Here is an 18,432-nt window from a genome sequence, read left to right as displayed (position 1 = left end):
TTCATGCATGAAGGACGGCTTTTTATCAGTGTGGCATTAATCGTTTTGCTTTACGATGCTCGCGGCGTGCAGGTCCCGAATCGAATAGTCGTTTTTCCGCTTCTGTTTCAGGGAACACACCTGGCACAGGAGTAGGTTTGCCATTTTCATCAACTGCAACCATTGTTACAAAAGATTCCGTAGTTAATTTTTGTTCTCCTGTTAATAAATCTCGGGAAATTACACGTACATAAACTTCCATAGAAGATCGACCAGTAGAAGTCACTATACTTTCTAGTTCTAAAACATCACCTACATGGGCTGGTGATACGAAATCAACTGAATCAATAGAAGCTGTAACAACAGCACTTTTTGCATGTTTCATTGATGTAATTGCAGCAATTTCGTCAATATAAGCTAAAACTTTTCCTCCAAAAATAGAATTCATATGATTTGTATCCGGAGGCAGGACTAATTTCGATTGTATAGTACGGGACTCTTTCATTGGAATTGCTTCTGTCATTTTCTAAACACGCTCCTAGATCATTTTGTTTTCTCACGCTAATGTTATTTTAAAGTTAATGCGTTTGTTTTTCTACAATTCAGATTAAAATAATATCTAAAATCATTAATGACCGTTTACTAACTTAAAATTCCCTAAGGAAAACCTTCTTAGTAAACTAATGCTGCTAACAATTATAGATTTCATTTTATAGCTTCTCCAGATTGAGTCATTCGTATTCTACAAGGAATCATTAAGTTATTTTAAAGACCATTGTTTACTGTAATAAATTTCAATTCTGTCATACCTTCAACTGCAAATTTAACTCCTTCACGACCATAACCACTCATTTTCACGCCACCATATGGCATATTATCTGTACGGAATGTGGGAATATCATTAATAATTACAGATCCTGCTTCTATTTCATCGACTGCACGCATAGCATCGTCTAGCTTATTTGTGAAAATACCTGCATTCAAACCAAGGTCAGATGCGTTTAATAACTCAATAGCTTTGTCGAATGTTTCATATGGAACAATCGACACAATAGGTGCAAATACTTCTTGACAAACTACTTTCATATCTGTTTCGACATTCGTTATGACGGTCGGTGTCAACGTACGTTCAGTGAATGTTCCGCCAGTTGCAACAATTGCCCCTTGAGCTTTTGCTTCTTCAATCCACTCTGTAATTCTTGTTACTTCTTTCGGATTAATCATTGCGCTGACATCCGTCAATTTATCAAACGGATCACCTACTTTTAACTTTTCTGTTTCTGCCACGAACGCTTTTGTAAATTCATCGTAAATCGATTCATGAACAAAAATGCGTTGTAATGAAATACAAACTTGTCCTGCAAAACCGAATGCCCCATTCACACAGCGTCCTACAATTTTTTCAATATGTGCACTTGGCTCTATAATTAACCCTGCATTTGAACCAAGTTCAAGTGTGATTTTACGTAAGCCAACCTGTTCTTTGATTTTCAACCCGACAGCTCCACTTCCAGTAAACGTTACTTTTTTCACCGCTGAATTTGTAACCAGCTCCTCACTAAGCTCACTGCCGCTACCCGTGACAATTTGAAGCACACCATCTGGCAAACCCGCTTCTTTAAAAATTTCTGCCATCACAATACTGCTTAACGGCGTTTGCGTTGCTGGCTTTAGGACAACCGTATTTCCTACAGCAAGAGCTGGTCCTAATTTGTGTGCTACCAAATTAAATGGAAAGTTAAATGGTGTAATAGCAGAAACCACACCAAGGGGTACGCGCTTCGTCCAACCGATTCGATTCATTACCCCTGGTGCTGCATCCATCGGTACTGTTACACCATGTAATTGTTTTGCTTCCTCTGCTGCAAATTGATACGTAGCAATAGTACGATCCAACTCACCTAAGCTAGCTGTAATTGGTTTTCCTGCCTCTAACGTCAAAATTTCTGCTAATTCCTCACGACGTCTACGCATAATTTCAACCACACGATATAAAATTTCTGCTCGTTCATATGCCGTTGTTTTTTTATAAGATTGAAAAGCATTATGCGCTCCTTCAATAGCTTGTTTCACATCTGCTGGTGTTGCCTTTGCTACTTTAGCAATCACTTCACCACTATAAGGAGATTGTAGTTCATAGCTTTCTAATACCTCTTGCCATTTACCATCTATCCAAAGTTTCGTTTCTTCCATTTTAAGTCCTCCTATATGTAGATCACTACTCCTTCCATATTATCACTATTTTTTTGAACCAATGCAGGTGGGCGTTTAATTACCACCATTGCTATTTGCTGCAGTAGATGCACTGACAATTACAGCAGTTGAAATCATTGCAGCCTGCTGGGCCTGTAAAATAGATTCTATGGATGTGAGTACTGTCATTGTCGTTCCAGTTTGTGTTTCAATTAATTGTTTTGTTTCAAGCTGAACCGCAATAGGTAAAATCATCTCTTTATAACCCCATTTAAAGAGATTCATCTGTTCAAGGTCATAATAGACATCAACAATTTGCTGCAAGAGTTCATCTTTTGCACAGATAGCCCCCAACAAACCGATTACCATATAATGCGTTCTCTTTACTTTAATACCCGCTTTTTTAAAATAATCACGTACATACAATACATTTTCTACAAGTTGCCGGTTATAACTAGCATTTGTAATGGTCATAATTTGCGAAGTCCATTGTAGTTCATCACTACTATAAAAATGATTACCCTTTAAATCTTTAAAATAATCATTCATTGTTGTAGCGCGCTCTTGTATATCCCCTTCTTGTTTACTTAGCAGCACAGCAAATGGAATATCTTCATGTGATGTAAGAAACGGATGATGCTTCCGAATTGCATCATAAAGCTCTTTTCCCCTCACCCCTTGTTCATCTTCTGATATAACATCACCATTGATAAAAAGCGCTGCTAAATAAGAATACATGGACCGCTTAAATCCTACTTGCTTCAGGATTTCTTCACGTGCTATTAATTGCCCAACTGCTGTACCTGGCATCTCATCTGTGCTATCTAAGAAAGCAACCATACTATGATGAATATGGGATCTTAGAGGTGATAATAATTTTGTCTGTGCTTTAATTTCATCTGATATCTCTATAAATCGTTTTGCATCAAAAGTACGCCCAGTTATAACATAATAGCTAGCTATAGAGATTAAAAAGCGTTTATCTACACCCCAGCTCACTGCATTTTTCAATTTTCCATATGTATCTTGTATATCCCGCTTCACTTGCACCATTTCCATATTATCCATCTCCTTTTTTAAATTATACGTATTAGTTAATGGCTGGTTTCATTTTGTTATAATGTAAATAATTTACGAATGAGGTGAGTAGCATGACAGAATTTGATATCATACAAGAAACGAAAATCTTTCAATCAAAAGACACATTAAAAGTACAACTCCAAGAACTTGGCATAGGTGCGGGTGATTCTATAATTGTTCACTCTTCCCTTAGCAAAATGGGATGGATTGCAGGTGCTGAACAGGCCGTAATTGAGGCTTTAATGGCGATCATAACTGATAAAGGTACAATCGTTATGCCTTCTCAATCTGCTACCAATTCTGAACCATCATATTGGGCCCTACCACCTGCACCAGAGCCTTGGCATCAAGCAATTCGTGATTCAATCCCAGCTTATGATCCGCATTTATCTTCCTTGCGTGGTATGGGGAAAATAGCAGAATGCTTTCTAAGACACCCCTCAACGGTTCGTAGCATGCATCCATCACATTCCTTTATGGCATGGGGATTAAATGCAAAAGAATGGATGAGTTCGCATCCAATTGAAAGCTCATTTGGACTTGAATCACCTCTTGGTAAAATGCTTCAACACGATATGAAGGTATTATTAATTGGTGTTGATTATGATTCTTGTACAGCACTTCATTTATCAGAGTACCTTGCAAATGTACAAAATACATCTCCTCAAGGGGCAGCTATGTTAATCGAGGGTAAGCGCCAATGGGTTACCTTTAATATGCTAAATGTAGATTCAGACCGCTTCCTTGAGATTGGTAACTCATTTGAAAAGGCGCATTCTGAACATGTACATTATGGGACGTTAGGGCAAGCCATCACTAAAGTTATTGCAATGAAACCACTTATCGAATACGGTACAATCTGGCTAAATGATCATACAAAAAACTCTTGAAGAATAAGGAACACAAAAGGGTCTCTAGCTACTTAATGCTAGAGACCCTTTTCTTTTATAAAAGCTTTTTCACTTCTATATATTCTTCGTCAGTAAACGCACGCGAACGTGTTAAAAAACGTTTACCTTCAACACCTTCAAGGGAAAACATGCCTCCACGCCCATTCACAACATCAATAATAAGCTGAGTATGCTTCCAATAATCATATTGGCTTTCGTGCATATAGAAAGGAACTTCTCCTATTGAACCAAGAAGTACATCGACATCCCCTAGGATTAAATCCCCTTCTGCATAGCACATCGGTGAAGAACCATCACAACATCCACCTGATTGGTGGAACATGATAGGTCCATGTTTACTTTTAAGCAAGTCGATTAACGCTAACGCCTCATCTGTTGCAATAACACGTACTACCATGCTCTGAACACACCTTTCTTAGAAGAACCCTTGTGCGCCTTCAGCGTAACTTACTAGTAAGTTTTTAGTTTGTTGGTAATGATCTAGCATCATTTTGTGATTTTCGCGGCCAATACCAGATAACTTATAACCACCAAATGCAGCATGTGCTGGGTATTGGTGATATGTGTTTGTCCAAACACGACCTGCTTGGATTTCACGACCCATGCGGTAAGCTGTATTCATATCACGGGACCAAACACCTGCACCTAATCCGTATAGAGTATCATTTGCAAGTTCAAGCGCCTCTGCTTTGTCTTTGAAAGTTGTCACTGAAAGCACAGGTCCAAAAATTTCTTCTTGGAAAATGCGCATTTTGTTATTTCCTTTGAAGACAGTTGGTTTCACGTAATAACCAGTTGCAAGTTCACCATCAAGTTCGTTTTGTCCGCCACCGACTAAGCACTCTGCACCTTCTTGTTTACCAATATCAATGTATGAAAGGATTTTCTCAAGTTGTTCTTGAGAAGCTTGAGCACCCATCATGACATCGGTATCAAGAGGATTACCAATCTTAATCTCAGCAACGCGTTTTAATGCTTTTTCTATGAATCTATCATAAATAGATTCTTGGATTAAAGCACGTGAAGGACATGTACATACTTCACCTTGGTTTAGGGCAAACATAACAAAACCTTCAACCGCTTTATCTAAAAATGCATCATCTTGATCCATTACATCTTCAAAGAAGATATTTGGTGATTTACCACCAAGCTCAAGAGTTACAGGAATTAAATTTTGAGTTGCATATTGCATGATTAAACGACCAGTCGTTGTTTCACCAGTAAAAGCAATTTTACCAATTCTTGTACTTGTAGCAAGTGGTTTACCTGCTTCTAGACCAAATCCATTAACAACGTTTAATACGCCTGCTGGTAATAGATCTTGGATTAACTCTAATAATACAAGGATTGATGTTGGTGTTTGCTCAGCTGGTTTTAAAACGATACAGTTTCCTGCCGCTAATGCTGGAGCCATTTTCCAAACACCCATTAGTATAGGGAAATTCCAAGGGATAATTTGTCCAACAACACCGATTGGCTCATGGAAATGATATGCTACAGTATCATTATCAATTTGACTAATTGAACCTTCTTGAGCTCGGATAGCACCAGCGAAATATCTGAAGTGATCAATCGCCAATGGTAAATCAGCATTTAACGTTTCACGTACTGCCTTACCATTATCCCAACTCTCAGCTACAGCTAAAAGTTCGAGGTTTTCTTCTATGCGATCAGCGATTTTATTTAAGATACGCGCACGTTCAGTAACAGAAGTAGTCCCCCAACTATCTTTTGCTGCATGTGCTGCGTCTAATGCAAGTTCAATATCTTCAGCAGTTGAGCGTGCTACTTTTGTAAACACTTGCCCTGTTACTGGTGATACGTTTTCAAAATATTGACCATTAACTGGTGCTACCCATTCGCCTCCAATAAAGTTTTCATATTGCCCTTTAAAGTTGACTAAAGCACCTTCAGTATTAGGATTAGCATAAATCATTATTTATCTCCCCTTTTGCAATAATTTAAAACCGCCCACATAGAATACGCTTACATTTACATTTATTAAATATATAATCTATTATTCAAGTGGTTGTCTACAATTACTATATTCCCTTATTTTAGAATAAATTACAACTTAAAGAGCTCAATTTTTCTGAAAAGAATTTATGCTATCATGTATAATTATATTACTCAAAAAAAGGTGGAAGATTATGCGTATAAATAAGTATTTAAGCGAAGCAGGAATAGTTTCAAGACGCGGAGCTGACAAATGGATAGCAGATGGTAAAGTAACGATTAATGGTGAACCAGCAACTTTAGGAAGCCAAGTAGAAGACGGAGATAAAGTGTGTGTAGACGGTAAACCAGTCGGAAAACAAAATCAATTTGTCTACATTAAATTAAACAAACCAGTTGGTATAACAAGTACAACAGAAAAACATATTAAAGGTAATATCGTAGACTTCGTTAACCACCCACTACGAATTTTCCATATAGGTCGCTTAGATAAAGATTCAGAAGGACTTATATTATTAACAAATGATGGCGATATTGTAAATGAGATATTACGTTCTGAAAACAAACATGAAAAAGAATATATTGTTAAAGTGGATCAACCTATCACTACTCACTTCTTAAAAAGAATGGCTGAAGGCGTAGATATTTTAGATACTACTACGTTACCTTGTAAAGTTGAAAAATTATCTAGTAACACTTTTAAAATCATTTTAACGCAAGGTTTAAACCGCCAAATCCGTAGAATGTGTTCATCTTTAGGCTATGCCGTAACAAGCTTACAGCGCATCCGTATTATGAATATTGAACTCGATGGCCTACGTGTCGGTGAATGGCGTGACCTAACTGATAAAGAAAGCTCAAAGTTATTTAGTTTACTGAATTATAAACCTAAAAATTAATTTAATGGAAATGATAGATATGTGGGAGGGCTAGACAATGATTTCAATCAAGAGTACAGAAAATTTGACTGGTGCCTGCATTAGTGGCGACTTTTGGGACTTCGAAGAGCTTGTCCATGCACTGCACCACATCACGACTCTTGATGATCTACAATCCTCCTATGAAGGCGTTTGCATTAGGATTTTAGGTGTCTGCTACGATATAAGGCTTGCTGCTCAAGGTAAGCATAATATCGATTTCGTTAAAAATGGTATGCAAAAAGACATTATAAAGTCACAGAATGTCATTGTTCCTGAACAAAATGTATATCTATCCGTTGAAGTATTGTGGCCAGAATTACTTTTCACAACAATCGTTCTAAATGAATTATTCCGATTACAGCAAGAACATAACAATTGTCATGAGTGGAATCTACATATGGCTACAGTTCGGAAATTCCAAGCCAATGTAATCGACTGTCTGAAGGATTCAATGAACCCCAGTGATTTCAAGCTTTTCATTAATATGCTTCAAGTCCATCAAACATCTATAGCAGAATATGCTGTTCAATATATAGATCTCTTAAACCTGAAGTTCATTGAGATGACGCCAGAAGAAAGGCAATCAAATTTATTAACGTTTGCTTATAAAATTGCATTTGAAGACACTGAATACCTCGCATTAAAAAAACAATTACTAGAAACATCCAGGATTACCAAAATCCCCATTCATAAAATGAAGCTACCCTTAAAATACCCTAAAGAAATTAAATGGTAATATAACGTATGGAAGGCGCAAATTGCACAGACAGAAATGTACTATTGTAATGATTCATTTTCCAGTCCCCAACAATCAAAGCGCTGGGCACTTAGCTTGTTTAGGAAGTACGTAAGGCTACTAAATTCAATAGTAGCCTTATTCATTAGCTTATTTTATTCAACGCTTTTGAGATGGAATAGAAATAATCATCAAGTGCTTTCAACTCCTCATCACACAAATCATCCATTCTATAGGATAAATATAATTTTTTTAGATTTTTTAACACTCTTAAAAAATCTAGTGCTAAAACTTTTGGAGTTGTTTTAGCTAAAGTATTTTCACCCTTTAAGGGATGAACAGTAATATTTACATCATGATTGTTGATTTTAAAAGCTAACTTATTATCACAAGTCTTCCCGAAATCAGAATAGCTGGATTGCTTCTGTTGTAATAATAAATTTAGGATTCCTTCGCACATACTTTCTATTAACATAAAATGGTGCATTGTTTCGAATTCACACTTACCATTATCACCATAAGCAAACGTGAGAATAGCATTAAATTCAAATAGATTCGACCAGTGCACTTCTCCATCATGGATATCTATAAATGAGTCGTCATTATCCAATATGGTTATCTTAATCATTAGTATTCACTCCAGACTTAATAGCTATTTATCACATTATGGTTTATAGATTTTGCTAACGTATAGACCTGCAATAAGACCCTATAAATTTTATATTTTTACATTACATAAAAACACCTTCGATTAGTTGTACGTATTGTTTACATACTGGTTCCGAAGGTGTTTCTATTTTTTTATAAATTAAAGTTGAGACATATTTTTTACAACCCACCTAGATATGCGGCTTTAACTTGCTCAGTTTCCTTCAGTTCTTTTGCTGTTCCGGATAACACTACTCGCCCAGTCTCAATAACATAAGCTCGGTCAGCAACAGATAATGCCATATGTGCATTTTGTTCCACAAGTAGTATTGTAGTGCCTTCTTTATTTATTTCTTTTACAATACTAAAAATCGTTTTTACCATAAGAGGCGCAAGCCCCATAGATGGCTCATCAAGCAATAATAACTTTGGTTTTGCCATAATTGCACGACCCATTGCGAGCATTTGTTGCTCACCGCCAGATAAAGTACCTGACTGTTGTTTACGACGTTCTAGCAAACGAGGGAATAGCTCAAAAACCCGTTGTAAATCCTTTGCTATGCCTCCTTTATCTTTACGTAAATAGGCACCTAACTCCAGGTTTTCCTCAACTGTCATATTTGCAAATACACGACGTCCCTCAGGAACATGTGAAATACCTGCTTTAACAATAGACTGTGCTTGCTTCCCTGCAATAGAAGAACCTAAATACTCAATTGTTCCCTGCTTAGGTTTTAACAATCCTGATAATGTTTTTAATAGCGTACTTTTACCCGCGCCATTTGCACCGATTAATGTTACGATTTCACCTTCATTTACCTCCAAGGAGACGCCTTTTAATGCTTGAATATTGCCATAATATACATTGATGTCATTTACTTTAAGCATATTATTCTGTAACCTCCTCACCAAGGTAAGCTTCAATAACCTTTGGATTGTTGCGAATTTCTTCGGGAATACCATCCGCGATTAATTGACCATGATCCAATACATAAATTCGTTCGCAAATGCCCATTACCAATCCCATATCATGCTCAATTAATAAGATAGTTAAATCGAATCTCTTTCGAATTAATGCAATTAACTCCATCAAGTCTTTTGTTTCTTGTGGATTCATACCTGCTGCAGGTTCATCAAGAAGCAGTAGTTTTGGACCTGCAGCTAGTGCACGTGCAATTTCAAGTCGACGCTGCATTCCATACGGTAAGTTTTTTGCTAATTCGTCTTTGTATTTATCTAGACCAAATATTTTCAAGAATTCAATCGATATCTCTTCCATTTTGGCTTCTCCAGAAAAAAAGCTAGGCAAACGAAATACTGAACTGAATATGGAGTGCTTTGCTAACGAATGATTTGCTACTTTAACATTATCTAATACAGATAATTCTTTAAATAGACGGATGTTTTGGAATGTACGACTGACGCCACTTTTTGTTACTTGGTGCGGTGACATATTATTTGTTCGCTTGCCATCAAATAAAATTTCACCTTCAGTAGGTTTATAAACACCCGTTAGCATATTGAAGCTCGTGGTTTTACCGGCACCATTAGGACCAATTAAACCGATTAATTCGCCTTGAAATAGCTCTAGATTCAAACCTTGCACGGCCTTTAATCCACCGAATTGAATGCCGACATTTTCTACTTTTAGAAGAAGGTTATTGGTCATCTATATTACCTCCTTTAGAACGCTTCCCGAATCTAAAATAGTCTGTTATTTCTTTTGTCCCCATCAAACCTGATGGACGATAAAGCATTACGATAATTAATACTAAACTATAAATAATCATACGCGTTTCTGGGAATTCCGTTAGATACATTGAGACAACTGTCAAAAGTATCGCTGCAATAATTGCACCTGACATACTCCCTAAACCACCTAATACAACGTAAATCAAAATATCAAAAGATTTTAAAAAGCCGAATTGCGAAGGTTGAATGATATAGAAGTTATGTGAGAACAAACCACCTGCAAGGCCCGCAAAGAATGAACCTAACGCAAAGGCAACAACTTTATAATAGGTTGTGTTAATCCCCATAGCATCTGCTGCAATCTCATCTTCACGAACAGCTATACAAGCTCGGCCATGCCTAGATTTTGTAAAGTTCGCAATAATAATGACTGTAATAAAAACACCAAAGAATGCATAAGTCCATGTAGTCATTTGTGTAATCTGCATACCTGCTGCGCCACCAACATAATCCGTGTTTAAGAAAATAATTCGGATAATTTCGGCAAAACCGAGAGTCGCAATTGCTAAATAATCACCTTTTAAGCGTAAAGATGGAATACCTACAATTAATCCTGCAAGTGCCGCTACAACTGCACCAATAAATAGTGCAACTGGGAATGGTAGCCCTAAATTCATCGTACAAATCGCTGAAATGTAAGCACCTACCGCTAAGAATCCTGCATGACCAATCGAGAATTGTCCCGTAATCCCAATGACAAGATGTAAACTTACAGCCAAAGTGATATTGATGGCAATCGTAATTAATAAATTTGAGTAATACATATCCAGTTGTTCGCTAGTAATCATGAATTGAACAATCGCGTAAACGACAAGAGCAATAATTGTATATAGCCAAAATACTTTAGACTTTTTCATAAGTACCACTCACCTACACTTTCTCACGGGTGTTTTTACCAAAGATACCCGACGGTCTAAAGATTAGAATTAAAATTAAGATTACAAATGCCGCAGCATCCCGCCATAAAGAGAAACCAAGAGCACTAACAATTGACTCTACAACTCCTAGTACCATACCACCGGCCATTGCACCAGGGATAATACCAATTCCACCAAGCACTGCAGCTACGAAAGCTTTAACTCCTGGAATAACCCCCATTAATGGGTCAATTTTTGTATAATATACACCGAAAATTACACCTGCGGCTCCAGCTAATGCTGAGCCAATAGCAAAGGTAGCAGAAATTGTATTATCCACATTGATACCCATTAATCGGGCTGCCTCTACATCATGTGATACTGCACGCATCGCCTTGCCAATTTTCGTTTTATGTACAATAAATTGTAGTATGATCATTAAACTTAATGAGACTGACAAAATCATAATTGACTGAGCACTAATTTGAGCTCCCAAAAAATTGAATGTACTTTTTGATAAGACATCTGGATACGCTTCTGGTTGAGCTCCGCGGAAATAAATTACACTGTATTCGATTAACAATGACACACCGATTGCTGTGATTAATGCCGCTATTCTCGTAGCATTACGAAGTCTTTTATATGCAATCCGCTCAATGAGTACTCCAAAAATCGCACACACTACCATCGCTAAAAGCAACGCCGGGAAAAAACCTAAGCCCCATCCTGATATTGCATAAAACCCGATAAATGCACCGATCATGAATACATCACCGTGCGCAAAGTTAATTAGCTTGATAATACCGTAAACCATCGTATAACCTAATGCGATTAATGCATAAATACTACCGAGTGAAATACCATTTACTAGTTGTTGCACCCATTCCATTAAAATCTCACTCCTTTTAAACCCGCATCGGGCAATTTAAAACGCGAAAAGGGAGGTCTGTGCCTCCCCTTTCGGTTAGAAAATCATTAAGGATTAACTTTAGAGTTGAACACTTGTTTACCGTCTTTAAATTCAAGAACTGTTGCTGTTTTCACTGGATGATGATTTTCATCAACTGAGAATGTACCCGTTACTAATGGCAAATCTTTTGTTGCCGCTAACTCTTTTTGAACTGCTTCACCATCTGTTGATCCTGCACGTTCAATTGCATCTTTTAACCAATAAACTGTGTCATAACCAAGAGCGTTAAATGCATCTGGTGCTTTATCTTTATTTGCATCTTTAAATGCTGATACGAACTTTTGAATCTTTTCATCTGGATCTTCAGAAGAATAATGGTTTGTAAAGAATGTGTTGTTTAATGCATCTTTACCAGCTAATTCAACCATTTTTGGTGAATCCCAACCGTCTCCACCCATAAGAGGTACATCAATACCTGCTTCACGAGCTTGTTTCACAATTAAGCCAACCTCTTCATAGTAACCAGGGATATAAATGAATTCTGGTTTCTTTGATTTTAAACGCGTTAATATAGATTTGAAATCTGTATCTTTAGCTATATACGCTTCTTCAGCTACTACTTTACCGCCATTAGCTTCAACTGTTTCTTTAAATGATTTAGCTAAGCCCTTTGCATAATCACTAGAGCTATCAGCATAAATTGCTACGTTCTTAAGCTTTAAATCTTTTGTTGCATAATTTGCCGCAATTTGCCCTTGGAAGGGATCAATGAAACAAGTACGGAATGCATAATCATTGACAGAGCCATCCTCGTTTACTGTAACAGTTGTAGATGTAGCAGATGGTCCAATGATTGGCATTTTGTTTTTCTCTGCAATTTGTACAGCCGCTACTGTATTACCTGATGTTGCGGAACCAATTTGTGCTACTACCTTTTCTTGAGTTGCTAATTTAATCGCTGCTGATGTTGCTTCAGCTGCATCTGATTTGTTATCAATTTTAACGGTCTTAATTTGTTTACCATCAATACCGCCTGCTTTATTAATCTCATCAATTGCTAATTCAGCCCCTGCTGCAACACCTGAACCGTAAGATGCTACGCCACCTGATAGCTCTAAGTTCATACCAATTTTAATAACGTCACTGTCTTTACCACCTCCGCTACCTCCACTAGTTGCACCATCTTTTTCACCACAACCTGCTAAAACACCTATGATTAATGAAGAAGCTAGGAATACTGAAGCAAATCTTTTAAGTTTGTTTTTTGATATCATATGAATCCCCCTTTAAGTATAATACTATATTTTTAGATATTTCTGATAATTATAAACAATTAGGTTACTATAAGCAATACAGTAAAATAATTTTTAATGGATTATCAGTTTTTTACAGGTTTCAAAGTACATTCAATATATTAAAACATTCTTACAATTCCGTCTATATTATTTTTCAGTTTATTTAAAATATTCTTATATATTATGTTGATATTATTATTTTATACTATTTATATACTATTATCCTTTTCAAATAGTATATTTATGTCATTTTATACTCATAAAGAAACCTCGAGAAATATAATATCCCTCGAGGTTTCTTTATTAAAATTAGTTATTTTCTTTTTTCGATAATTTCCCTGGCCAAAATGCGAAGCGACCAGAAACAGTTGTTAATGCTGGTACTAATAATGGACGAACAATAAAAGTATCTAACAAAATACCAATTGCAGTCACAACACCAAATTGTACAAGTACCTGAATTGGCAATGTTGCCAATACAGCAAATGTTCCAGCTAAAATTAGCCCTGCGGATGTAATGACACTACTTGTATGAACAACACCGTCAGCCACTGCATCCTTATGGCTTTGAGTCCGTCGTTTCTTCCATATCTCTGACACCATGAAAATATTATAATCTTCACCTAATGCTACTAAAAATACGAACGAATACAGTGGGATGGATCCCTGTATTGCATCTGCTCCAAAACCATAATGCAACACTAGCCATCCTGCACCCAATGCACCTAAAAATGAAAGAACAACAGTACCTAATAGATAAACAGTTGCTGTAATTGAGCGCAAATACACTAATAATAGTAATGCTATGATAGCAATCATTGTTGGCATAATAACTGATTCATCTCGGGCAATCGTCGTTTTTGTATCATATTGAGTGGCAGTTTCTCCACCAATCCAAAAACTATTTGTGGCATTCTCTATATCAGCTTCTTTTAATAACGAATTAACTTCCTTCTTCAAATCAGGAATATGCTCTAATGATTCAGCGGAATATGGATTATCAGAAAGTGTTAACTCATACAACTGAATATCTTTATTATTACTGCCTTGACGTACATCATTTACGCCGTCTATATAATCTAATTTAGCAAGATTTTTTTGTAAATTTACATCTTTACCTTTTGTATCAACAATTATCTTCACAGGAGCGAGTTCTCCAGGAGAAAAGTTGTCTGAAATAAGCTTAAATCCTTCTCTTGATTCCATCTCTTCGGGGAATGAAGAAAGAATATCGAAAGTAAATTGTACTCGTGGCACGAAAGCTGCTAAGCCTCCAAGTAAAATTACAGTTGCCGTAATAACAAGCCAGGGCCTATGTGTTACTAAATGACCCACTTTGCGGCTAAATTTATGCTGTAGCTTCGGTTCTTTATAAGGTTTATTTTTTTTCTTAGCTCTAGCTTTTTCCATATCCACTGTACGTGGCACAAACGGATAAAATGCTATACGTCCAAATAAGACTAGCAATGCGGGTAATAAGGTTAGCGCTGCAATTCCCATAACTAATATTGCAAAACTAAATGGTACTGCGAATCTTTGGAAAGAACCATAATGTGCGAGTCCAAGCGTTCCTAGACCAATAACAACTGTCAAAGCACTCATAGCAATGGCGCCACCTGAATCTCTAATAGCAAGTTTCATCGCTTTGTACTTATCTTCTTCATCTAGTAATATTTCACGATATTTTGATATTAAAAATAAACAATAATCGGTTCCTGCCCCGAAGAGTAGAACAGTCATAATTGATACTGCCTGGGCATCCTTACTAATCCATCCTTGCTCAGCAAAAAAACCTAATGAAGGACTAATAATCCCGTAAGCAAATCCAACGATAATAAGTGGAATGATTGCTAGTAGCGGTGATCTGTATAACAAAATAAGTAGAACTAAAACAAGTAATACTGTGGCAATCATTAGTTTAATATCTGCTGAAGAGAACAAACTAACTGCATCTATTTGAATTCCAACTGGTCCTGATAGACGTAGCTGTAATTCATCGCTACTTAACTTTGCAGTGAACGGGTCTTTCCCTAATTCTTCTTTTACAAGTTTTTTAAATTCATCTGTGCTTTTTTCAAGGTCATCTGTAATAGCATCTTTATCAAAGAAAATAGGCGTTACAATTGTTGTACCATTTTCAGATGCACTTGCAGCTAAAGCTTGAGGTGGTAAATTCCCTAATGGTGGTAATACTGTTTGTTGCTCTAATGGGTTATCAGCTAATTTCTTATATACATTTTGAATAGCTGTATAGTCATCTTTCGATAATTTCCCACCTCTATGCCATACAACTAATAATGGATTACCCGAGTCATCGGAAAACTCCTGATCGATTAACTTAGCAGCTTGTTGAGACATTGCATCAGCTGGGACATTTTCAGCTGAATCATTATCAATGCTGTTTACTTGTGGCCACATGAATGATAAAACTGTTACGAGCAATACCCACGTTATAAGTGCAATCCAACGTGACTTCTTTCCTCCAACTAATTCACCCCATGCTTCTAATGGATGTTTTTTCACGCTTTACCACCTTCCTAATACATTTGTTTTTATTATATATACTGGTTAGTTAATTTTTCAAGTGGTTTCACTTAATATGATATAATATATATAAAATAACCAAGTAGGAGGAGTTCAAGTGAGGCAGAAATCACGTAGCCTTGGGAGACCTCGTCAAAATCAAACGACAAAACCAACAAAAATGATTATTTTAGATACAGCAACAAAATTATTTATTCAACACGGCTATAAGATTGTTTCCATGGATGATGTCGCCAAAGAATGTAATATTACAAAAGCGACTGTTTATTATTATTACTCTACGAAAGCAGAGTTATTTACAGATGCTATGGTGCATATGATGCAGCGAATCGCTTTAAGAATTTCGCAAATTTTAGCAACAGATGCGCCTTTAAAAGCAAGATTATATCAGCTTGTTAAAATTCAGCTATCAGCAACAATTGATGTGGATATGGGAAGCTTTATGCGAGACGCCAAAACGCATTTATCTGATCAACAGCTACAAATGATGAAAGAATCTGAAGAGCAAATGTATGAAGCAGTGGAAAATGTATTAATAGAAGCTATGAACAAAGGTGAAATTCCAAAGTTCGACCCTAAATTCGCCACACATTCATTCATGTCTTTATTAAACGTAGGTAATTATCGAGATGCACAATCCCAATCCATATTCTCTTCCATTGATGAAGCGACAAAACAAATTGTTGATTTTTATCTTAGAGGTTTAGGTGTTCAATAAAAACGCCTAAATCTTTTTGTTTTTGAACAATATTAAATAAAGACTTGCTGATACTATACCAAATAAAAGGTGACCCACTATCCACACAACTAATGCCTCAACCGAGGTAATGGCTGGTGTTCTATTAGAAAGTACCGTCATTGGGAAATACACTAAGGCGATGAATATTGATACTAAAATCACTACAATTAATTGATGTCTTTTTATATATTTTTTAATGTAAATTATGTATACCATAACAATCGATAACCCAATGGAAATAAGTAGATGCAATAGAAATTCCACAGTTTCCGGATAGTGATAATTTCCAAAGATGGGCATAAAATCAACATTTAACAACAATGTGTACACTCGTATATTGTAAGTGACTTCAACATATTTAAAGAGGTATCCTAGGAAAAGACCTGCGATAGTACCTGCAATAATACTTTTTATAACGAAATCCTTTTTTCTCACTACCATCACCCTTCCCTAAATGTTTACTGGACTATAAATGGAGGTATTACTATGAAAAAAATAATCGTTTGGTTCAGAAAAGATTTAAGAATCCACGATCATGGTGCACTTTTTGAAGCTGCTCAACAAGGATATATAATACCTGTTTTTATTTGGCCTTCTGAGCAAGAATTCGAATATACTGATAGTATTGCTGCAAAATGGTCACTTCATCAATCATTAATATCCCTGAAACAAGATTTAGCAACAAAAGGAATACCTCTTATTATACGTAAAGGAAATATCCAAAAAGAGTTATTGCAGCTTATAAAAGAAACATCTGCTGATGCGGTTTTTTATAATAGATGTTACGAACCTTTCATGGTGCAATCCTTATTTGAGATTGAAATACAACTTTCTAAGTCTAAAATTGAAGTACAATCATTTCCAGGTAATCTTCTCTATCAGCAATGCACCATTTTAAATAAAAGCCATGAACCATATAAAGTATTCACTTCTTACTGGAAGAGAACTATGCAAGAACATGTACCCACTCCTTATGCCATTCCAAAGATGACTTCTACTTTAGAAACATTACCTGAATCATTAGAAATACATGAATTACAATTATTATCACCTAACAGCATAGAACCTAGGCTAGATCTACATTGGAAAATTGGGGAACAAGCAGCGATTAGTCATTGGACAGAGTTTCTAGAATATGGACTTAATAAATATGAACGCTATAAAGATTTCCCTAGCACACAGGCTACATCACTGTTATCCCCTTATTTAGTTTGGGGGAATATTAGTGTGAAATCGATTTGGCATTCTATTCAATCTCACGAAATACAAGATCCATCTACTGAAATGTTTTTAAGACAACTGGTTTGGCGTGATTTTGCATATGACCAGCTAATCCACTTCCCTACTATGCCAATAAAGCCATTGAGAGAAGCATTTAACACTTTTTCATGGGAAGGTACATCAAGTGATTTCAACAAATGGAAGCTAGGACAAACTGGTTATCCACTAGTGGATGCTGGTATGAGGGAATTGCAAGCTACAGGCTATATGCATAATCGAGTACGAATGGTAGTTGCTTCATTCTTGGTTAAACATTTACTAGTTCCCTGGACAGAGGGATCTAAATGGTTCGCGCAAAAGCTAATCGATTTTGATGTCGCCAATAATGCTATGGGCTGGCAATGGACAACTGGCTGTGGCATTGACTCAGCTCCCTATTTCCGTATCTTTAACCCAGTCGCGCAAGGCCAACGTTTTGATCCAAATGGCGATTACATTCGTCAATGGATACCCGAATTGAAGCATTTGTCCAAAAAATTCATTCATAAACCGTGGGAAGCCTCACAAGAAATACTAGCATTAGCACAAGTAGAATTAGGTAATGACTATCCTTACCCTATTGTTGAACATGATTTCGCAAGAAAACGTGCGTTACAAGCTTATAATCTCATAAAAAAAGCTTAGTTCCCAT

Annotated in this window: 18 protein-coding genes; 5 read left to right on the top strand and 13 right to left on the bottom strand. The window is 36.4% G+C overall.

What is annotated here, in order from left to right; all coding sequences use genetic code 11:
* Window positions 1-25: 25 nt before the first annotated feature.
* The 3 genes from BK137_RS13925 to BK137_RS13915 all read right to left on the bottom strand — a co-directional run bounded on the left by BK137_RS13925 (window position 26) and on the right by BK137_RS13915 (window position 3,231).
* Window positions 26-502 (bottom strand): acyl-CoA thioesterase, encoded by a 477-nt coding sequence (locus BK137_RS13925; protein ID WP_038178972.1) that lies wholly within the window; start codon window positions 500-502, stop codon window positions 26-28.
* 242 nt (window positions 503-744) lie between these two features.
* Window positions 745-2,172, bottom strand: coding sequence for an aldehyde dehydrogenase family protein (locus BK137_RS13920; RefSeq protein WP_038178971.1), 1,428 nt, complete (start codon window positions 2,170-2,172; stop codon window positions 745-747).
* 75 nt (window positions 2,173-2,247) lie between these two features.
* On the bottom strand, window positions 2,248-3,231 hold the full coding sequence (locus BK137_RS13915; RefSeq protein WP_038178970.1) for a DUF4003 family protein: 984 nt from the start codon (window positions 3,229-3,231) through the stop codon (window positions 2,248-2,250).
* A gap of 92 nt (window positions 3,232-3,323) precedes the next feature.
* Between BK137_RS13915 and BK137_RS13910 the strand changes: the two genes are divergently transcribed.
* On the top strand, window positions 3,324-4,142 hold the full coding sequence (locus BK137_RS13910) for an AAC(3) family N-acetyltransferase (protein WP_038178969.1): 819 nt from the start codon (window positions 3,324-3,326) through the stop codon (window positions 4,140-4,142).
* Between the two features lie 55 nt (window positions 4,143-4,197).
* Here the strand turns inward: BK137_RS13910 and BK137_RS13905 are convergent, their stop codons facing one another.
* Together BK137_RS13905 and adh are read right to left on the bottom strand one after the other, a co-directional pair.
* Complete coding sequence (locus BK137_RS13905) at window positions 4,198-4,560, bottom strand: DUF779 domain-containing protein (RefSeq protein WP_038178968.1); 363 nt, start codon at window positions 4,558-4,560, stop codon at window positions 4,198-4,200.
* 18 nt (window positions 4,561-4,578) lie between these two features.
* Window positions 4,579-6,099: an aldehyde dehydrogenase gene (gene adh / locus BK137_RS13900; RefSeq protein ID WP_038178967.1), complete on the bottom strand. Its 1,521-nt coding sequence runs from the start codon at window positions 6,097-6,099 to the stop codon at window positions 4,579-4,581.
* Between the two features lie 214 nt (window positions 6,100-6,313).
* Between adh and rluF the strand changes: the two genes are divergently transcribed.
* The gene (rluF, locus tag BK137_RS13895) at window positions 6,314-7,018 is read left to right on the top strand and encodes a 23S rRNA pseudouridine(2604) synthase RluF (RefSeq protein ID WP_038178966.1); all 705 of its coding nucleotides are present in this window, start codon (window positions 6,314-6,316) and stop codon (window positions 7,016-7,018) included.
* Between the two features lie 37 nt (window positions 7,019-7,055).
* Window positions 7,056-7,775 carry a DUF6904 family protein gene (locus BK137_RS13890; protein ID WP_038178965.1) on the top strand — a complete coding sequence of 240 codons (720 nt, stop codon included), beginning with the start codon at window positions 7,056-7,058 and terminating at the stop codon, window positions 7,773-7,775.
* A gap of 145 nt (window positions 7,776-7,920) precedes the next feature.
* Here BK137_RS13890 and BK137_RS13885 read toward each other — a convergent pair whose 3' ends face one another.
* The 7 genes from BK137_RS13885 to BK137_RS13855 all read right to left on the bottom strand — a co-directional run bounded on the left by BK137_RS13885 (window position 7,921) and on the right by BK137_RS13855 (window position 15,760).
* Window positions 7,921-8,403 (bottom strand): hypothetical protein, encoded by a 483-nt coding sequence (locus BK137_RS13885; RefSeq protein WP_038178964.1) that lies wholly within the window; start codon window positions 8,401-8,403, stop codon window positions 7,921-7,923.
* A gap of 200 nt (window positions 8,404-8,603) precedes the next feature.
* A complete protein-coding gene (locus tag BK137_RS13880; RefSeq protein WP_038178962.1) occupies window positions 8,604-9,311 on the bottom strand; it encodes an ABC transporter ATP-binding protein in 708 nt (235 codons plus the stop codon).
* A gap of 1 nt (window position 9,312) precedes the next feature.
* Window positions 9,313-10,092, bottom strand: coding sequence for an ABC transporter ATP-binding protein (locus BK137_RS13875; protein WP_038178960.1), 780 nt, complete (start codon window positions 10,090-10,092; stop codon window positions 9,313-9,315).
* Window positions 10,082-11,032, bottom strand: a complete 951-nt coding sequence (locus BK137_RS13870) for a branched-chain amino acid ABC transporter permease (protein ID WP_038178958.1) — start codon at window positions 11,030-11,032, stop codon at window positions 10,082-10,084. Before BK137_RS13870 ends, BK137_RS13875 begins: the two co-directional genes overlap by 11 nt.
* Window positions 11,033-11,045: 13 nt before the next feature.
* The gene (locus tag BK137_RS13865) at window positions 11,046-11,921 is read right to left on the bottom strand and encodes a branched-chain amino acid ABC transporter permease (protein ID WP_038178956.1); all 876 of its coding nucleotides are present in this window, start codon (window positions 11,919-11,921) and stop codon (window positions 11,046-11,048) included.
* Between the two features lie 86 nt (window positions 11,922-12,007).
* A complete protein-coding gene (locus tag BK137_RS13860) occupies window positions 12,008-13,216 on the bottom strand; it encodes an ABC transporter substrate-binding protein (protein WP_038178954.1) in 1,209 nt (402 codons plus the stop codon).
* 330 nt (window positions 13,217-13,546) lie between these two features.
* Entirely contained in the window at window positions 13,547-15,760 is a 2,214-nt protein-coding gene (locus tag BK137_RS13855) for an MMPL family transporter (protein WP_038178952.1), read from the bottom strand.
* Between the two features lie 118 nt (window positions 15,761-15,878).
* Here BK137_RS13855 and BK137_RS13850 point away from each other — a divergent pair, with 118 nt between their 5' ends.
* Complete coding sequence (locus BK137_RS13850; RefSeq protein ID WP_038178950.1) at window positions 15,879-16,499, top strand: TetR/AcrR family transcriptional regulator; 621 nt, start codon at window positions 15,879-15,881, stop codon at window positions 16,497-16,499.
* A gap of 6 nt (window positions 16,500-16,505) precedes the next feature.
* On the opposite strand, the gene BK137_RS13845 is transcribed toward BK137_RS13850, so the two are convergent.
* Window positions 16,506-16,955 carry a hypothetical protein gene (locus tag BK137_RS13845; protein ID WP_143691055.1) on the bottom strand — a complete coding sequence of 150 codons (450 nt, stop codon included), beginning with the start codon at window positions 16,953-16,955 and terminating at the stop codon, window positions 16,506-16,508.
* Window positions 16,956-17,006: 51 nt separating this feature from the next.
* On the opposite strand from BK137_RS13845, the gene BK137_RS13840 reads away from it, so the two are divergent.
* The gene (locus BK137_RS13840) at window positions 17,007-18,425 is read left to right on the top strand and encodes a cryptochrome/photolyase family protein (RefSeq protein ID WP_038178948.1); all 1,419 of its coding nucleotides are present in this window, start codon (window positions 17,007-17,009) and stop codon (window positions 18,423-18,425) included.
* Window positions 18,426-18,432 lie beyond the last annotated feature (7 nt).

The sequence above is a fragment of the Viridibacillus arenosi genome, assembly GCF_001955655.1.
GTDB lineage: Bacteria > Bacillota > Bacilli > Bacillales_A > Planococcaceae > Viridibacillus > Viridibacillus arenosi.
The sequence above is the reverse complement of the archived record's forward strand: the minus strand, read 5'-3'. Positions and strand labels throughout refer to the sequence as shown.